Source organism: Thalassomonas sp. RHCl1, assembly GCF_947387555.1.
Lineage (GTDB): Bacteria > Pseudomonadota > Gammaproteobacteria > Enterobacterales > Alteromonadaceae > Thalassomonas.
This window is the reverse complement of sequence record NZ_CANDNZ010000012.1, coordinates 45,451-61,236: the sequence shown is the minus strand read 5'-3', so window position 1 is coordinate 61,236 and position 15,786 is coordinate 45,451. Positions and strand designations below refer to the sequence as shown.

Genomic DNA, 15,786 nt, shown 5'->3' with positions numbered 1-15,786 from the left:
TATGTTACTCCCCCAAGAAATCATACGCCATAAACGTGACGGGCTGGTATTAAGCCAGGATGAAATTCAGACTTTTATTGACGGTCTGGTGACCGGCAGTTTTACCGATGCCCAGGTAGGGGCCATGGCCATGTCTATTTATCAGCAGGGCATGACGGTGGATGAAACCGTCGCTTTTACCAACGCCATGAAAAACTCCGGTGATGTCCTTAGTTGGCCCGAGCTTGACGGTCCGATTGTTGATAAACATTCTACCGGCGGTGTTGGCGATAAGGTCAGCTTTATGCTCTCGGCCATAGTTGCCGCCTGTGGCGGTTATGTGCCTATGATTTCGGGCAGGGGACTGGGCCATACCGGCGGCACGGTAGATAAGCTGGAAAGTATTGCCGGTTTTAATGTCCAGCCGAGTTTACAAGAATTTAAAGCCCTGGTGGCGAAACATGGTCTTGCGATCATTTCGCAAACCAGTAATTTGGCGCCGGCGGATAAGCGTTTATACGGCGTGCGTGATATTACCGCTACGGTGGATTCCATTGCGCTTATTACCGCCTCTATTTTATCGAAAAAACTCTCCGCCGGGCTGGATGCCCTGGTGATGGATATTAAGGTCGGTAATGGCGCTATGATGACCGATATCAAGCAGGCCAATGCGCTGGCGCAAAGTATCGTCAATGTTGCCACCGGCGCCGGGGTAAAAACCGAGGCCATTATTACCGACATGAACCAGGTATTGGGCAATAGTGCGGGTAATGCCCTGGAAATCAAGGAAACCGTGGATTACCTTACCGGGGTTTATCGTGAGCCGAGATTACACCAGGTCACGGTTTCTTTAGCCACTGCCATGTTGCAACATGCCGGGCTCGCCGGGGATGAAAGTGAGGCCCGGGCTAAAATCGAACAGGTATTAAGTTCAGGCAAGGCGGCGCAAAAGTTTGCCGATATGATCGCTGCCATGGGCGGACCGGGTGACTTATTGGAGAACCCCTGGGCTTCGATGCCAAAAGCCAAGGTGGTGCAGGATATTATTGCAAAACAAGACGGTTATATTAACGCCATGCAAACCCGGGATATCGGCATGGCGGTGGTGGCGTTAGGCGGCGGCCGTTTAGCCGGTGATCAGCAAGTTGATCACAGTGTCGGTTTTGATGCCATCGTGCCGCTGGGCACTCAGGTCAAAGCCGGAGATGTTATTGCTAGGGTGCATGCCAAAGACAGCGATAGTGCCAAGCGGGCGGCAAATAGCTATCTTGGGGCAATAACGCTTGGCGATGGTTTAGCCGAATTAACGCCGGTGATATATCACAGCGTGACTGCCGAGAAATAGCTGAACAGGATAGTTTAGTGAAAGTGGACAGAGCTTACTCTGTCCACTATTGCTGTTTAAAACTGGCGAGGGCTAAAGGGTGCCAAAAATCTTATCACCGGCATCGCCAAGGCCGGGCAATATATAACCCTTGTCGTTGAGCTTTTCATCAACACTGCCGATATACATGTCGACATCCGGGTGGGCTTTTTCTATCAATTCAATGCCTTCAGGTGCAGCTACCAAAAACAGGGCTTTAATTTGTTTACAACCACTTTCTTTTAGCAGGTCTATGGTGGCCAGGGCGCTGCCGCCGGTTGCCAGCATAGGATCTATGATCAGCGCCGTTCTTTCACTGATATCGGCAACGATATTCTGATAATAGCTTTCCGGCTCCAGGGTTTCTTCGTTGCGGGCAATACCGACAATGCTGACGGTGGCACAAGGCAAAATAGACTGGGCGCCGTTTAACATGCCTAAACCGGCGCGCAAAATCGGCACTAAGGTCGGTTGCTTGTTGGCTAATACCGGCGCAGAGATATTACCGGACCAGCAGGTCATAGGTTGCTGCTTAAGCTCAAGATCTGCCGTGGCCTCCATGGTGAGCATAGTGGCGACTTCATCAACCAGCTCACGGAATTTTTTCAGCGAAATGGTATCTTCTCTGAGCAGGCTGACTTTATGTTTAACCATGGGATGGTTACTGGGATAAACGGCCATAGTGTTTCCTTGAAACGATAATTAAAAGGTGAAGGAGAGTCTTAGCTTTATTGCTAGCAAAGACTCGGTATAAAAGCTTTATTGCCAAACGAGTTGTTTAAAATGCTCGCGGCACAGGGACTCGTATCTTTCATTGCCGCCCACCTCTACCTGGGCGCCAGTGGTGATGGGGCGGTTATTTTCATCCAACCGGGTGACAAAGTTAGCCTTGCGTCCGCAGTGACAAATGGTTTTCAGCTCAACCAGTTTATCGGCCCAGGCCAGCAGGGCGGCGCTGCCTTCAAAAGTTTCGCCGAGGAAATCGGTACGCAGGCCGTAGGCAAGTACGGGAATATGCAGGGCATCGACGATATCGGTTAATTGTTTTACCTGGTTCGATGATAAGAACTGGGCTTCGTCGATCAGGATACAACTGAGTTTTTGTTCTTGGTGCAGTTTTTCTACTTCACTAAAGATATTGGTTTGCTCGCTGAAAACCTGGGCATCGGCATTGATGCCTAGGCGGGAGGCGACCTTGCCTTCGGCGAATCTGTCGTCGATTTTCGCGGTAAAAATTACCGTATGCATGCCGCGTTCGCGGTAATTATAAGAAGATTGTAATAAATGGGTGGATTTGCCGGCATTCATTGCGGAGTAATAAAAGTACAACTGCGCCATAAAAAGTAAATTTCCTGTTTTTAATTGGTTTTACTGGCGTGACTTGTGCGTGGCTTGTCAGAGCAAAGAAGTACCAGTAGCTTACCCCGAAAATGACTGGGTGGGGGCTATTGGCTGGGTATTCTATTACAAAATACGCCAATGGCTAAGAAAAATAATCAAAGGATTTGACTTAAGCTGGTATTAAACCGGGAATAAGTGATAAAACATCTTGTTTTATCAGGGGAAGGGGAGAAATTGTCTAAGAAATATTCGACAAGATAAGCAGCTTTAGCCGCTTATCTTGTCGCTTCAGCACCGGCTATTAGTAACCGCTGCTTTGGTCTTTATCGCCCTGGTGGCCTAAGGTGGTCAGTAAACTGCCCAGCAGGCTGCTGGCACCAAACCTGAACGTTTGGGCATTGCTCCAGTTTTCGCCTAATGTTTCACTGGCCATATCCAGATAAACGGCGGCATCTTCTGCGCTTCGAACACCACCGGCGGCTTTAAAGCCTACTTGTGGGTTTTTTGCTTTAATCACTTCAAGCATAACCTTGGCCGCTTCCGGTGTGGCATTTACCGGCACTTTCCCGGTAGAAGTCTTGATAAAGTCGGCCCCGGCGGCAATGGAAATTTCACTGGCTTTTTGGATCAGCGTTTCGCTTTTCAATTCACCGGATTCGATGATCACTTTGAGCATGATATCGCCACAGGCGGCTTTACAGGCTTTGACCAGCTCAAAACCGACTTCTTCATTACCGTCAATCAGGGCGCGGTAGGGGAATACCACGTCAACTTCATCGGCGCCGTAGGCTACCGCAGCTTTGGTTTCGGCAACGGCAATCGCAATATCATCATTGCCGTGAGGGAAGTTGGTCACCGTGGCGATTTGGACTTCTGGTGTGCCCTGGGCGGCCAGTGTTTTTTTCGCCAGCGGGATAAAACGCGGGAAAATACAAATGGCGGCGGTATTGCCGGCAGGCGATTTGGCCTGGCGGCACAGGTCAATAATGTCCTGCTCGGTTTCACTATCGGTTAAGCTGGTTAAGTCCATTAAACTCAGCGCGGTTAACGCGTAGTCTTGTAATTTACTCATTCTGGTTCCTTATAAGGTGACGAAAACACCGGCAATCGCCGCGCTCATCAAGTTAGCTAAGGTAGCTGCCAGCATCGCACGCATGCCTAAACGGGCAATATCATGTCGTCTGCTAGGGGCCATAGAGCCTAAACCACCCAATAAAATGGCAATAGAAGATAGGTTGGCAAAACCGCAAAGGGCAAAGGTCACAATCGTTTGTGTGTGGTGACTTAAGCTGTCTTTGACTTCAACAAAATTGACGTAGGCAAAAAATTCATTCACGGCAATTTTTTGTCCGATAAAGCTGCCTGCCTGTAACATTTCATCAACAGGTACGCCGATAATAAAGGCCAGCGGCGCAAATACGTAGCCGAGGATCAACTCTATGGTGATGCCTTCAAAACCGAGTAAGTTGCCAATACCGCCGATCAACATATTCAATAAGGCAATCAAACCGATAAAGGCAAGCAGCATAGCGCCGACATTCACTGCCAGCTTTAAGCCCGAGGCGGCACCGCCGGCGGCGGCATCAATGACATTGGCGGGTTTGTCGTCGACATTGTCTTCAAACTCTACCGGGCCTTCTTTGAGTTTTTCATGCTCGGTTTCCGGCATGATAATTTTTGCCATCAACAAACCGCCGGGGGCGGCCATAAAAGAGGCGGCGATCAGGTACTTGAGCTCGATGCCCAAACCGGCATAACCGGCCAGGATAGAGCCGGCAACGGAGGCCAGGCCGCCGACCATGATGGCGAATAATTCTGACTGGGTCATCTTGGCAATATAAGGGCGTACTACCAGCGGTGCTTCGGTTTGGCCGACAAAGATATTGGCGGTGGCAGATAAAGACTCAGGCTGACTGGTTTTTAACAGCTTTTGTAAGCCGCCGCCGATCACCTTGATAACCACTTGCATAATGCCCAGATAATAGAGCACGGCGATCAGTGAGGAGAAAAAGATAATAATCGGCAGTACACGTACAGCAAAGACAAAACCTACGCCGTTGGAATACATGGCATCTGTGCCCAGGCCGCCGAATAAAAAGTCAATACCGGCCTTGGCGCTGTCGATAACCTGCTGCACGCCACCGGTAATAGATTCTAAAACATCTTTACCAAAAGGCACATAAAGTACAAAGGCGCCAAATATCACCTGCAGGGTAAAGGCAAGACCTACGGTACGCCAGTTGATCGCCTTACGATGCTGTGATAAGAAAATGGCAAAGGCCAGTAAAAATACTATGCCGAGCATGCCACGTAATGCCGTTAATTCCATGAAGACCTCATTGTTATTATTTTGTAAGTTGGCGAATTTTTGCTTTTAATAATTCGATTGCCATACGGTTTTTGCCACCACGGGTGATGACGATATCTGCATAAGATTTCGATGGCTCTATATGCTGGTAGTACATAGGGCGTACGGTATCTAGGTATTGGTTGGTGATAGAGTCTATGCTGCGTCCGCGCTCTACGGTATCGCGCTGGATGCGGCGGATAAGGCAGATGTCCAGCGGGGTATCCATATACATCTTGATATCAAAACTGTTGCGTAATTCTTCATTACAAAACAGCAAAATACCTTCCACCAGGATAATAGGGGTGGAATTTATCTTGATGGTTTCGTCAATGCGGGTATGGGTTTTATAGCAATAAACAGGACAATCAACGTCTTTCCCTTGAGTGAGCTCTCCTATTTGTTTGCATAACAATTCATGCTCGAAGGCGTTGGGATCATCATAATTGGTTTTTTCCCGCTCACTCATGGTCATATGAGACTGATCGCGGTAGTAGGCATCTTCTTTAATAATGGAGATGCCGTCTGCTCCTAATTCCGCCAATAACTCATCATATATGGTCTGTGCAAAGAGGGTTTTTCCAGAGGCTGAAGCGCCTGCAATTGCTATAACTGTCGGTTTTTTGTGTTGCACAGAGTTTTTTGCCTTAGTTTGATTCATTAAGTTAGCTATCCGCTTCTTGACGCAGCAGTAAGATATTCAAAAGCTGACACTTGTGTCAAGTTTTAAATTGCTTATCTGGCGACGGTTTGTTTTTCGCACATTCCAGCCCGGTTGACACTTGCTCAAGTTCAAGACGTCAATTTGTTGCTGCTAAAATGGACAATAAGACTGATAAGACTACTATTATACCGAAAACAAATAATTTTATGTATTAAAGAACGGTAGCAATCCGGCGGATAATTTAATTTATTCGGTAAATTTACCATAACCTGACCAAATGGTCATGTTTTATGTCGGGATTTATTGCAAAGTTCAACATTTATTGACTGAGATTAATGGATGTTGATTGATTGTTATTCGAGTGGGAGGTTATTTTATGAGTAAAATAATTGCGGTTATGTTGATGTTTGCAGCATTAACGGTTCAGAACCCAGCCTTGGCTTCTGATACATCATCGGCAATTCGGGGGCTTGTAGTAGATGCTAACGGTGTCAATCAGGCGAATGTCACCGTGCAAATCATACATGGGCCCACCGGCACGGCAAAAACAGTAACAACCACGGAAGGGGGAGTCTTTCAGGCCAGGGGCTTAACCATAGGCGGACCTTATACGGTCAAAGTTACCGGCGGCAGTTCGCTGACCTTTGAGGAGGTCGACGATCTTGTGTTGCAACTGGGGCAGACCTCTAAGGTCGTACTCAATGAAAAACAGGAACAAGTACAGGAAATTGAGCGTATTCAGGTTACGGGACAGCTGGCGATGGCGGGTACCTACAAAAAAGGGCCCAGTGAAGAATTTTCCGAGCAGGAAATTGCCAATACCGCGGCCATCAGCCGGGATTTGAAGTCGGTGCTTAAAAGCGACTCGCGTATGGTGGTCGATACCACAGCCGATGGCGGACCGGCGCTTTCCATTGCCGGCGGCAGTGTTCGCGGTAACAGCCTGACCGTGGACGGGGTCAAGCAAAACGATGATTTTGGCCTCAATAAAAACGGCTATCCGGGGCGCAGAACGCCGATATCCCTTGATGCCATCGAGCAACTGGCGGTTAATGTTGCGCCGTTTGAAGTCACTTACGGGGATTTCCAGGGGGGAAATGTCAATATCGTCACCAAATCCGGCAGCAATGAATTTCACGGTTCGGCTTTTTATTTTCGCTCCGATGAAGGTATGGCGGGTGAAGATAACAAGGGAGAAGATCTCAGCATAGGTGATTTCGAAGAAGATACTTATGGCTTTACCCTGGGGGGACCGGTAGTTGAAGATACTCTGTTCTTCTTTATTTCTTATGAAAAATTTGAAGCCACTAAACCTTACCAATTTACCCTGGATAATGAAAACGGTGTCGCGGAAGCCAATGAAAAAATGGGGGTTACCCAGGCGGATTTTGATCGTATTTCCCAGATTGCCCAGGACAGCTGGAATTATGATATCGGCGGTTATGATACCACCTCGGATGAAGAAGATGAGAAACTGCTGATCAAATTTGACTGGTATGTGTCAGACGATCACCGGGCCTCTTTTACCTTTCAGGATAATGAAGGCAATACGGTACGTGACTATTGGGCGGAAACCTTTCCTAATGCCACCTGGGCTACGGCCGAGTCTAACCGGTATAATATGAACGAAACTTTAAAGGCTTATAGCTTGCAGGTTTTTTCCGACTGGACCGAAGACTTCTCCAGTGAATTTAAATTTGCCCGCAAGGAAGTGGAAACCGAGCAGGTGCCGTTACTGGGGGCGAATTTTGCCCAGTTTCTCATTCATACCGGCAATGGCGGCTCTTTATATATCGGACCGGATCAGTTCCGCCATGCCAATGCCTTAACCAACGACAGGGATATGTTCAAGTTTAAAGGGGATTATTATCTTACCGATGAGCATTTGATCACCTTCGGGGTGGAACATGAGATCCTGGAAATTGAAAATACCTTTGTCTTCGGCTCGCTGGGCATGACAGAATTCTCCAGTATTGATGATTTCGAAAATAATATCGGCGTACATGTTTTCCAAAGCTCTGTTACCGGTGATGTCAACGATGCGATAGATAAATTTGAATACAGCACGACCACCTATTATTTACAGGATGAATGGTCGGTTACCGATGATATTACCCTGACCTATGGTTTCAGGTATACCGAATATGATAATGATGATAAACCTGTGCTTAATGACAACTTCGTTACCCGTCATGGCTACAGCAATCAAAACAACTATGACGGCTTAGACTTGTTTGAACCCAGACTAGGGTTTAACTGGACCTATGATGACGATACCGTGATCCGCGCTGGGGTGGGGTTATTTGGCGGCGGTGCGCCGAACGTCTGGTTGTCTAACTCTTACGGTAACGACGGTGTCAGGAAAACTTTTGCGGTTTGTGCGCCAGAAGAATTATCTTTTATTGGTTTGCCGCTTTGTGACTTTGATGGCCGCACCATGCCTGATGCGATTGTAGATGGCCTGGCTTCGGGGGGAGGCAATGGCGATACCAATAGTATTGCCCCGGATTTTGATATCCCCAGTACCTGGAAGCTTAATTTTGGTATAGAAAGGCGGCAGGATTTAGGCTTCCTCGGTGATGCCTGGTTGCTGACCGCTGATGTGATTTTCAGCAAGGTGAAAGATGCGGCTATTTATACCGAGCTTAATATGGCGCCTGCTACCGATGATGACGGTAATGTGATTGTTGCACCGGATGGCCGGCCCATTTATGACTCACCGGCACCGTTTGATCTCAGTTTGACCAACACAGATGAAGGGGAAGGCCAGGTATGGACCTTTGCCGCAGAGAAAAACTTCTACACCGACCATGGTACTTATAACTTTGGCATAGGGTATACCTATCAAGATATTACCGAGATTAATCCCGGTAATGCTTTTGTTGCTTTTGAGGGCTATTCAATGCCCGCCAATGATGATTTTCAGGCGGAAAATGAATATAACTCCGAATATGAAGTACAACACAGGTTGACGGTAAACTTCAGTTGGAGTGACGAGATCTTCGGTAATAACCTGACCACGGTTGCCTTATCCTTTACCGCGCGGGAAGGACGCCATTATAGCCATACCATGAGATCAAGTGGTACCTTCGGCGGTTTTGCCGACTTTGCCACCTGGGATGGTTATAACTCACAACTGTTATATGTACCTGACGGGGCAGATGATCCTCTGGTGACTTATGCCGACGGTTTTGATACTGCTGCTTTTTGGGATTATATCGACAGTGCGGATTGTTTAAGCCGGGGTGAGATCTCAAGAAGGCATGCCTGTACCAGCCGCTGGATCCAGCGCCTGGATATGCGGTTGATGCAGGAAATTCATATCAGTGGCGAGCATAAGCTGGAAATCAGCCTGGATATTGAAAACCTGGGGAATTTAATCAACGATGATTGGGGCAGGGCGGAGTCTTTTGTACAGCCGTTTAATGCGCCGGTAGTAGATGTTGCGATTGAAAATGGTCAGTATGTTTACAGTAACTTCACTGAGCCAACGCCGACATTGGCAAAAATTCCTTCGGTATGGAAAGCCCAGTTGGGGATACGCTACCGTTTTTAACGGTTTAGGCCGCAGCTAATAAAAAAGGGTTATCAACTTTTGTTGATAACCCTTTTTCTTTTTAATGGTCAATGACAGTAAGTCGGTATTTATAAAATACTTTCCAACGTCAGTTCCATCATATCTTTAAAGGTGTTTTCCCTTTCATCGGCAGTGGTCACTTCGCCGGTTTTAATATGATCGCTTACCGTCAATACGGTTAAGGCTTTTTTACCGTACTCGGCAGCAACACCGAATAAACCGGCCGCTTCCATTTCTACCGCCAGAATGCCGTATTTTTCCATTAAGGCAAACATTTCCGGGTTTGGCGTATAGAAAAGATCCGCAGTAAAGACGTTACCGACATGTACCGGCTTATTTAACTTGTCGGCAGTGTTAACTACTTTTTGCAACAGGCCGAAATCGGCACAGGCGGCAAAATCACACTGGTTTAAACGGCTGCGGTTGACATTGGAGTCTGTGCTGGCGGCCATACCGATCACGATATCGCGTACCTTGATATCATCGCGTACCGCGCCACAGGAGCCGATACGGATAATGTTTTCTACGCCGTATTCTTTGTATAATTCGGTGGCATAGATGGAAATTGAAGGAATACCCATACCTGAGCCCATCACTGAGATTGGCTTGCCTTTGTAGGTACCGGTATAACCGAACATGTTACGCACCCGGGTCACGCATTTGGCGTCATCGAGAAAGTTTTCCGCAATAAATTTTGCTCTAAGCGGATCGCCTGGCATTAAGACTGTTTCGGCAAAGTCACCGGGTTTCGCTTCAATATGTGGTGTTGACATGAGAGTTAACCTTTTTAAATGTTAATGTCTCAGTAAGTTTCAAGCCTGTGCTATCAAGGGTGTTTTACTGAATTCTTGTTAATCTGCTATTTCTAACTATTTGTTAGCAGAAGGCAGACGGATAAGTTTAACTGAAAAACCTTTCGATGATCCAGCTGTATGTGATACTTCCAAGGTAAATGCCTAAAATACCGGCAATGCCGGAAATCGCCTGAGGGGCGGGTATGGGTAATTTCAGCAACGAAAATACGATGCCGATAAAAGTGCCGGCCGCCAGGGCGATCAGTATTTCAGTCATATATCCTCCTTAATCAGTCCCACTTATTTTAGCTTATTCCCCTGTTATTTTATGCTCAGATGATTTTTTCCGGCTATAAACGTCAGTTTATTTTCTTTTTTACTAATATGTGTTGCTAATAGCGGTTTAACCTTGATAGATTAGCTTCGGGATTAGCATTTAGGTGTCTAGACGTAAATATTTTATAGATTAAAGTAATAAAGAGAAACAGCATGTTTTACCAAACCGACGATATTCGCATCAACAAAATCAAAGAGTTATTACCCCCTGTTGCCTTGCTCGAACGATTTCCGGCCACAGAGCGGGCTTCTGAGTCGGTTTATGCCGGACGCGAAGCGATCCACAAGATATTTCAAAACCAGGATGACAGGTTATTAGTCGTCATCGGTCCCTGTTCTATTCATGATCCGAAAGCGGCACTGGAATATGGCCAGCGGCTGATGAAATTAAGAGAAAAATATCAAGATACCCTGGAAGTGGTGATGCGGGTGTATTTTGAAAAACCCAGAACTACGGTGGGCTGGAAAGGCTTGATCAACGACCCTTATATGGATAACAGCTTTAAGCTTAATGATGGCCTGCGTTTAGGCCGTAAGTTGCTTGTTGATCTTAATGATATCGGGCTACCCACCGCCGGTGAGTTTTTAGATATGATCACCCCGCAGTATATGGCAGATTTGATGTGCTGGGGGGCAATAGGGGCACGGACTACAGAATCCCAGGTACACCGTGAACTGGCTTCGGGCTTGTCTTGCCCGGTAGGATTTAAAAACGGCACTGACGGTACCATTAAAATTGCCATCGATGCCATAGGCGCTGCCAGCGCACCGCATCATTTTTTGTCGGTCACTAAATACGGTCATTCCGCCATTGTCGAAACCACAGGTAACCAGGACTGCCATATTATTTTACGCGGCGGTAAACAGCCGAACTATGATAAAGAAAGCGTCAAATCGGTCACCGACCAGTTAAGTGCTGCCGGGTTGATAAACAATATTATGATAGATTTCAGCCATGCCAACAGCTTGAAGAAGTTTGAAAACCAGATGCTGGTTTGCCGGGATGTCTGCGGGCAGATAGCTCAGGGAAATCAGTCTATTTTCGGTGTCATGGTGGAAAGCAACCTGATTGAAGGCCGCCAGGATCTGGTGGAAGGGCAGGAGCTGACTTACGGGCAAAGTGTCACCGATGCCTGTATCGGCTGGGATGACAGTGAAAAGTTATTAGCACAGCTAAGTGAAGCGGTGGCGAAACGCCGGGAGAACCGTTAATTCTTGGCTATGATGGGCCAAGTGATGTTTTTCGGAGAGTGAATCCCTTCTGTAGTTTCACAGCTATATGAGCGCCGGATAAATATTTCCATATAATAAAAAAAACCAGCAACTTGTGAAGTGACCCCCAGTAATTGGATAGTCCAACTATTGGGGGTCACTTCACAAGTTGCTGGTTTTTTTATGTTCAGGATGAACGGTCAACTTACAGGTTCCAGACGTAAGTTAAGTACCTACATCCCTGTAGGCAATGCTGTGGTGACATGGATGCCATACACAGCTTTGTTCACTTAATTAAAAGAAATTAACCTTGAACTCTGCACCAACAAAGCGACCTTCGTTAACAATACCGGTATTGTTATTAAAGTCGACACCACCAATGGCTACTTGCTCATCGGTAATATTACGGGCGAACAGGGCAACTTCATAGTCGTTATCGGCGCCGGACCAGGCATAACCGGTGCGTAGGCCGCCTTCTAACAGCGACTTGCCTTCAAATTCAACTGATTTGTACAGGAAGAAATCAACTTCGCTGCGGTATGACCAGTCGGTGTAGATGAAGATTTCACCGTCGCCAAGTTCACGGGCGTAACGGGCGGTAAAGTTAGCGATCCACTCAGGTGCATGTGGCAGGCTGTTGCCGTCGATCACGGCGCGTCCGTCACTGTTGATAGGGTCGGTAACCGTACATTGAGCACATACCGCGATGGATAAGTCGTTATCGTTGATTTCGGTATTGTTATAACTGATGTTACCTGTTACCAGCAGGTTTTCGGTGACAACAAACTCGGCATCAAGTTCAAAACCGTAACCTGTGGTTTCTTCGGCATTCACTAAGCGGTTGAAGTTGGCATCACCACCAACAGCCGTCAGTTGCTGATCATCCATGCTATAGTAGAAAACCGAGCCGTTGATGCGGCCGCGGCCATCCATCACATCTGTTTTCAAACCGGTTTCAAATGAGGTAATGGTTTCCGAGTCGGCAACGGTGACTTCATCACCGAATAAAATACGGCCCTGGATACTTGGTGCGCGGAAGCTGTTGGCAATACGCCCAAACCAGTTTACATCATCGCTGACTTTATAGTTGGCGCTGATATCCCAGCTGACATGGGAGTCATCCGGATTGGCTTCACCCTTCATATAATCAGGAGAGCCGTTCCAGGGGGTAGGGTTGGTAAAACGCTCGGCAACAAATTCTTTGTCGTCGGCAGAATAACGCAGGCCTGTGGTGATTTTCAGATCATCAGATACCTGGTAATCCATAGAGCCAAACAGTGCCCAGGCACGGGTTTCCTGATCCTGCACGGCATAACCGTTAATCGCACTGTTATCAGCGGTATTGTAGCTCAGACTCTCGATAGTCAAATCTTCCATATAATAGAAGAAGCCGGCCTGGAAGTTCATAGGGCCGTCATAAAGACTGGTGACACGAAATTCCTGAGTGATTTGCTTATGGTCCGGGATAGCATCGGCACTTTCAGCAGAGAATGGAATAAAGCCAGGTCCGTCAGGGTTACCGCCATCAACATCGGCGCGGGAGAAAATTTCCGCACTTTCATAACCTGTGATTGAGGTATAGACGTATTCATCTGAAGTATATTCCAGCTTCAAGCTGCCGCCGTTGGTTTCCACATCCTGAGTGGCAAACCGTGCCGCATCCTGGTAAACCGTTTCATCGTCAAAACCTTTACGGATATTATTGGTACCGGCTTCAATTAAGTTGGCATTAAAAACAATTGGCTTGGCTTCCAAGTCGCGGAAGTGGTAATTCAATAAGGCAGTGAAATCGCCGTCTTCCCAAAGAAACTGCACGCGACCTGCGGTTTCATCATAGCCGCCAAGTACATTATTGTCTTCATAACCCGGGGCTTCGTTATCAATATAATCGTCACGCTTTTGTTTTAACACGGAAACACGGGTTGATAACTTATCGGTTAAACCAAAACCGACAGCACCTTTAAAGTCCTGGGTATTGTGGGTACCGTAGGAATAAGACATGAAACCGTCAAAATCCTGGGTGGGTTTTTTTGAGTCGAACTTAACAAGACCAGCCGGGGTATTACGGCCGAACAAGGTACCTTGCGGGCCGCGCAGCACTTCAACACGTTCCACATCAAAAACCGGGAAACCTTTTAAGATAGGGTTTTCCTGTACGACTTCATCTACTACCAGGGAAACAGGCTGTGAACCGTTCAGATCGAAGTCAGTGTTACCTAAGCCACGCACATAAAAACGCGGGAAGGTACGGCCAAATGAAGACTCAATGGAAAGGCTGGGGATTTTAGCACTCATAAAACGGATATCCATACCCGCTGAGCTGTAGACATCGAGCATTTCACCCTGCATGGCAGAAACAGACACAGGCACTTCCTGCACGTTCTCTACCCGCTTACGTGCGGTTACTTCGATGACTTCCAATTTCATGTCTTGTGCTTCTTCAGCACTGGCGATGGCCGATGTACCTAAACTACCGGCGATTAATGCTGCGTGGACACACAGAAAGACCGGTGACTTCTTTATGGTTTTCATTTTTATCTCCCTAGATAAACGATGTTGTCATAGTTGTCTAATGTTATTGTTGTTACATCTTTGCCAAGGCGGTCTGTCAACGGCCTTGGCAAAAGCTTTGCTATTCCTTTTTGCGTTTTTTCACTGATAGGCTAACCAGTGTTGCTTTTTTGATAAAAAAAGCGCAAAAAAAAGGTGAAGCCATAAAATGGTTTCACCTTTTAAATTCTTGTCACTACTGACGAATATTTGCTAAGAACGAATTGCCGTATGCCATTTTTTCTAAATCGAACATCTCGGCAATGGTTTGACCTAAATCGGCAAAAGTACTGCGCTCTCCCAGCGGTACCGAGGGCATACCTTTAGCATAAGCTATTACAGGCACATACTCCCGGGTATGGTCATTGCCTTGCCAGGTAGGGTCGCAGCCGTGGTCTGAAGTTAAAAACAGGATATCGTCATCGCGTAGCTGCTGGTAGATATCTTCTAATCTGACATCTAAGTATTCCAGCGCTTCGCCATAACCTACCGGGTCCCGTCTGTGGCCAAAGTCCTGATCGAAATTCACCAGGTTGGTAAAGATGATGCTGTTCTCATCCGCGCTTTCGATATGATCTATCGTGGCATCAATCAGGGCGGGCAAGCCGCTGGCCTTGGTTTTTTCCGTGATCCCCTGATGGGCAAAGATATCGGCAATTTTACCGACACTGATCACATGCCCTTTTTCGGCCATCTTATCCAGTACCGTCGGTGCCGGCGGTAAAACGGAATAATCGCGGCGGTTACCGGTACGTTCAAAGTCTTCGCTGTTGGTGCCGACAAAGGGGCGGGCAATGACCCGGCCGATGTTCATGTCTTCAAGCACTTCTCGGACATTTTCACAATATTTATAGAGGTTATCTAAGCCAAAGTGTTCTTCATGGGCGGCGATCTGGAATACGCTGTCCGCCGAGGTATAACAAATCGGGGTGCCGGTGCGGATATGCTCTTCGCCTAAATCGGCGATAATGTTGGTGCCGGACGCGTGGCAATTGCCCAAGATAGCCGGGATACCGGTTTTTTGATAAATCTTTTCCAACAAGTCTTGCGGGAAGCTGTTTTCTTTATCGCGGAAATAACCCCAGTCAAACAAGACCGGCACACCGGCCATTTCCCAGTGACCGCTGGGGGTATCTTTACCTGTGCTGATTTCTGCGGCATAGCCGTAGGCGCCTTTGCTCGGTGCTTCACCTTTATAAGGAAAGCTGCGATTAGATGCCTGCTCACACGCCTTTACTAAACCAAGGGCGGCAAGGTTAGGAATATTTAACGGTACGCCCTTTTCTTGAAAATACGCATCGGCAAGGTTGGCAAAAGTATTTGCCGATACATCACCAAACTGCTCCGCGTCAGGGGCACTGCCAAGACCAAAACCATCCACAACTAAAATAATTGCTCGAGCCACTCAATTCTCCAAAAGATAAAAACACGCCAAATAGCGCGATAAATCAACACGGCAGGCTAAAAAACAGCCGAAACCAGTTAATTCAGGTACTACAGGGCATTATGATAACACTTTTATCGACTTTCGATAAACATTAATCATATAAGATATTTAAAACTTGACACAACTGTCAAGTTTTAAATATCTTATAAACACACAATTAATCTCCCGACATTTTT

Annotated in this window: 12 protein-coding genes; 3 read left to right on the top strand and 9 right to left on the bottom strand. The window is 47.0% G+C overall.

Annotated elements, in window-relative coordinates:
* The first annotated feature begins 1 nt into the window (after position 1).
* A complete protein-coding gene (gene deoA, locus QL234_RS25165; RefSeq protein WP_281560514.1) occupies positions 2-1,324 on the top strand; it encodes a thymidine phosphorylase in 1,323 nt (440 codons plus the stop codon).
* Between the two features lie 72 nt (positions 1,325-1,396).
* Here deoA and upp read toward each other — a convergent pair whose 3' ends face one another.
* The 5 genes from upp to udk all read right to left on the bottom strand — a co-directional run bounded on the left by upp (position 1,397) and on the right by udk (position 5,691).
* Entirely contained in the window at positions 1,397-2,023 is a 627-nt protein-coding gene (gene upp / locus QL234_RS25160; protein WP_281560513.1) for a uracil phosphoribosyltransferase, read from the bottom strand.
* Positions 2,024-2,101: 78 nt separating this feature from the next.
* On the bottom strand, positions 2,102-2,680 hold the full coding sequence (locus QL234_RS25155; RefSeq protein ID WP_281560512.1) for a thymidine kinase: 579 nt from the start codon (positions 2,678-2,680) through the stop codon (positions 2,102-2,104).
* 304 nt (positions 2,681-2,984) lie between these two features.
* Positions 2,985-3,755, bottom strand: coding sequence for a deoxyribose-phosphate aldolase (gene deoC, locus QL234_RS25150; protein ID WP_281560511.1), 771 nt, complete (start codon positions 3,753-3,755; stop codon positions 2,985-2,987).
* 9 nt (positions 3,756-3,764) lie between these two features.
* Positions 3,765-5,012, bottom strand: a complete 1,248-nt coding sequence (locus QL234_RS25145; RefSeq protein WP_281560510.1) for a NupC/NupG family nucleoside CNT transporter — start codon at positions 5,010-5,012, stop codon at positions 3,765-3,767.
* A 16-nt stretch (positions 5,013-5,028) separates the two neighbouring features.
* A complete protein-coding gene (udk, locus tag QL234_RS25140; protein WP_281560509.1) occupies positions 5,029-5,691 on the bottom strand; it encodes a uridine kinase in 663 nt (220 codons plus the stop codon).
* A gap of 379 nt (positions 5,692-6,070) precedes the next feature.
* Between udk and QL234_RS25135 the strand changes: the two genes are divergently transcribed.
* A complete protein-coding gene (locus tag QL234_RS25135) occupies positions 6,071-9,250 on the top strand; it encodes a TonB-dependent receptor (RefSeq protein WP_281560508.1) in 3,180 nt (1,059 codons plus the stop codon).
* An 89-nt stretch (positions 9,251-9,339) separates the two neighbouring features.
* Here QL234_RS25135 and deoD read toward each other — a convergent pair whose 3' ends face one another.
* Together deoD and QL234_RS25125 are read right to left on the bottom strand one after the other, a co-directional pair.
* Positions 9,340-10,044: a purine-nucleoside phosphorylase gene (gene deoD / locus QL234_RS25130; protein WP_281560507.1), complete on the bottom strand. Its 705-nt coding sequence runs from the start codon at positions 10,042-10,044 to the stop codon at positions 9,340-9,342.
* Positions 10,045-10,171: 127 nt separating this feature from the next.
* The gene (locus QL234_RS25125) at positions 10,172-10,342 is read right to left on the bottom strand and encodes a XapX domain-containing protein (RefSeq protein WP_281560506.1); all 171 of its coding nucleotides are present in this window, start codon (positions 10,340-10,342) and stop codon (positions 10,172-10,174) included.
* Positions 10,343-10,554: 212 nt separating this feature from the next.
* Between QL234_RS25125 and aroG the strand changes: the two genes are divergently transcribed.
* The gene (aroG, locus tag QL234_RS25120; RefSeq protein WP_281560505.1) at positions 10,555-11,613 is read left to right on the top strand and encodes a 3-deoxy-7-phosphoheptulonate synthase AroG; all 1,059 of its coding nucleotides are present in this window, start codon (positions 10,555-10,557) and stop codon (positions 11,611-11,613) included.
* 294 nt (positions 11,614-11,907) lie between these two features.
* Here aroG and QL234_RS25115 read toward each other — a convergent pair whose 3' ends face one another.
* A complete protein-coding gene (locus tag QL234_RS25115) occupies positions 11,908-14,145 on the bottom strand; it encodes a TonB-dependent receptor (RefSeq protein WP_281560504.1) in 2,238 nt (745 codons plus the stop codon).
* 214 nt (positions 14,146-14,359) lie between these two features.
* Positions 14,360-15,568 (bottom strand): phosphopentomutase, encoded by a 1,209-nt coding sequence (locus QL234_RS25110; protein ID WP_281560503.1) that lies wholly within the window; start codon positions 15,566-15,568, stop codon positions 14,360-14,362.
* Positions 15,569-15,786: the final 218 nt, after the last annotated feature.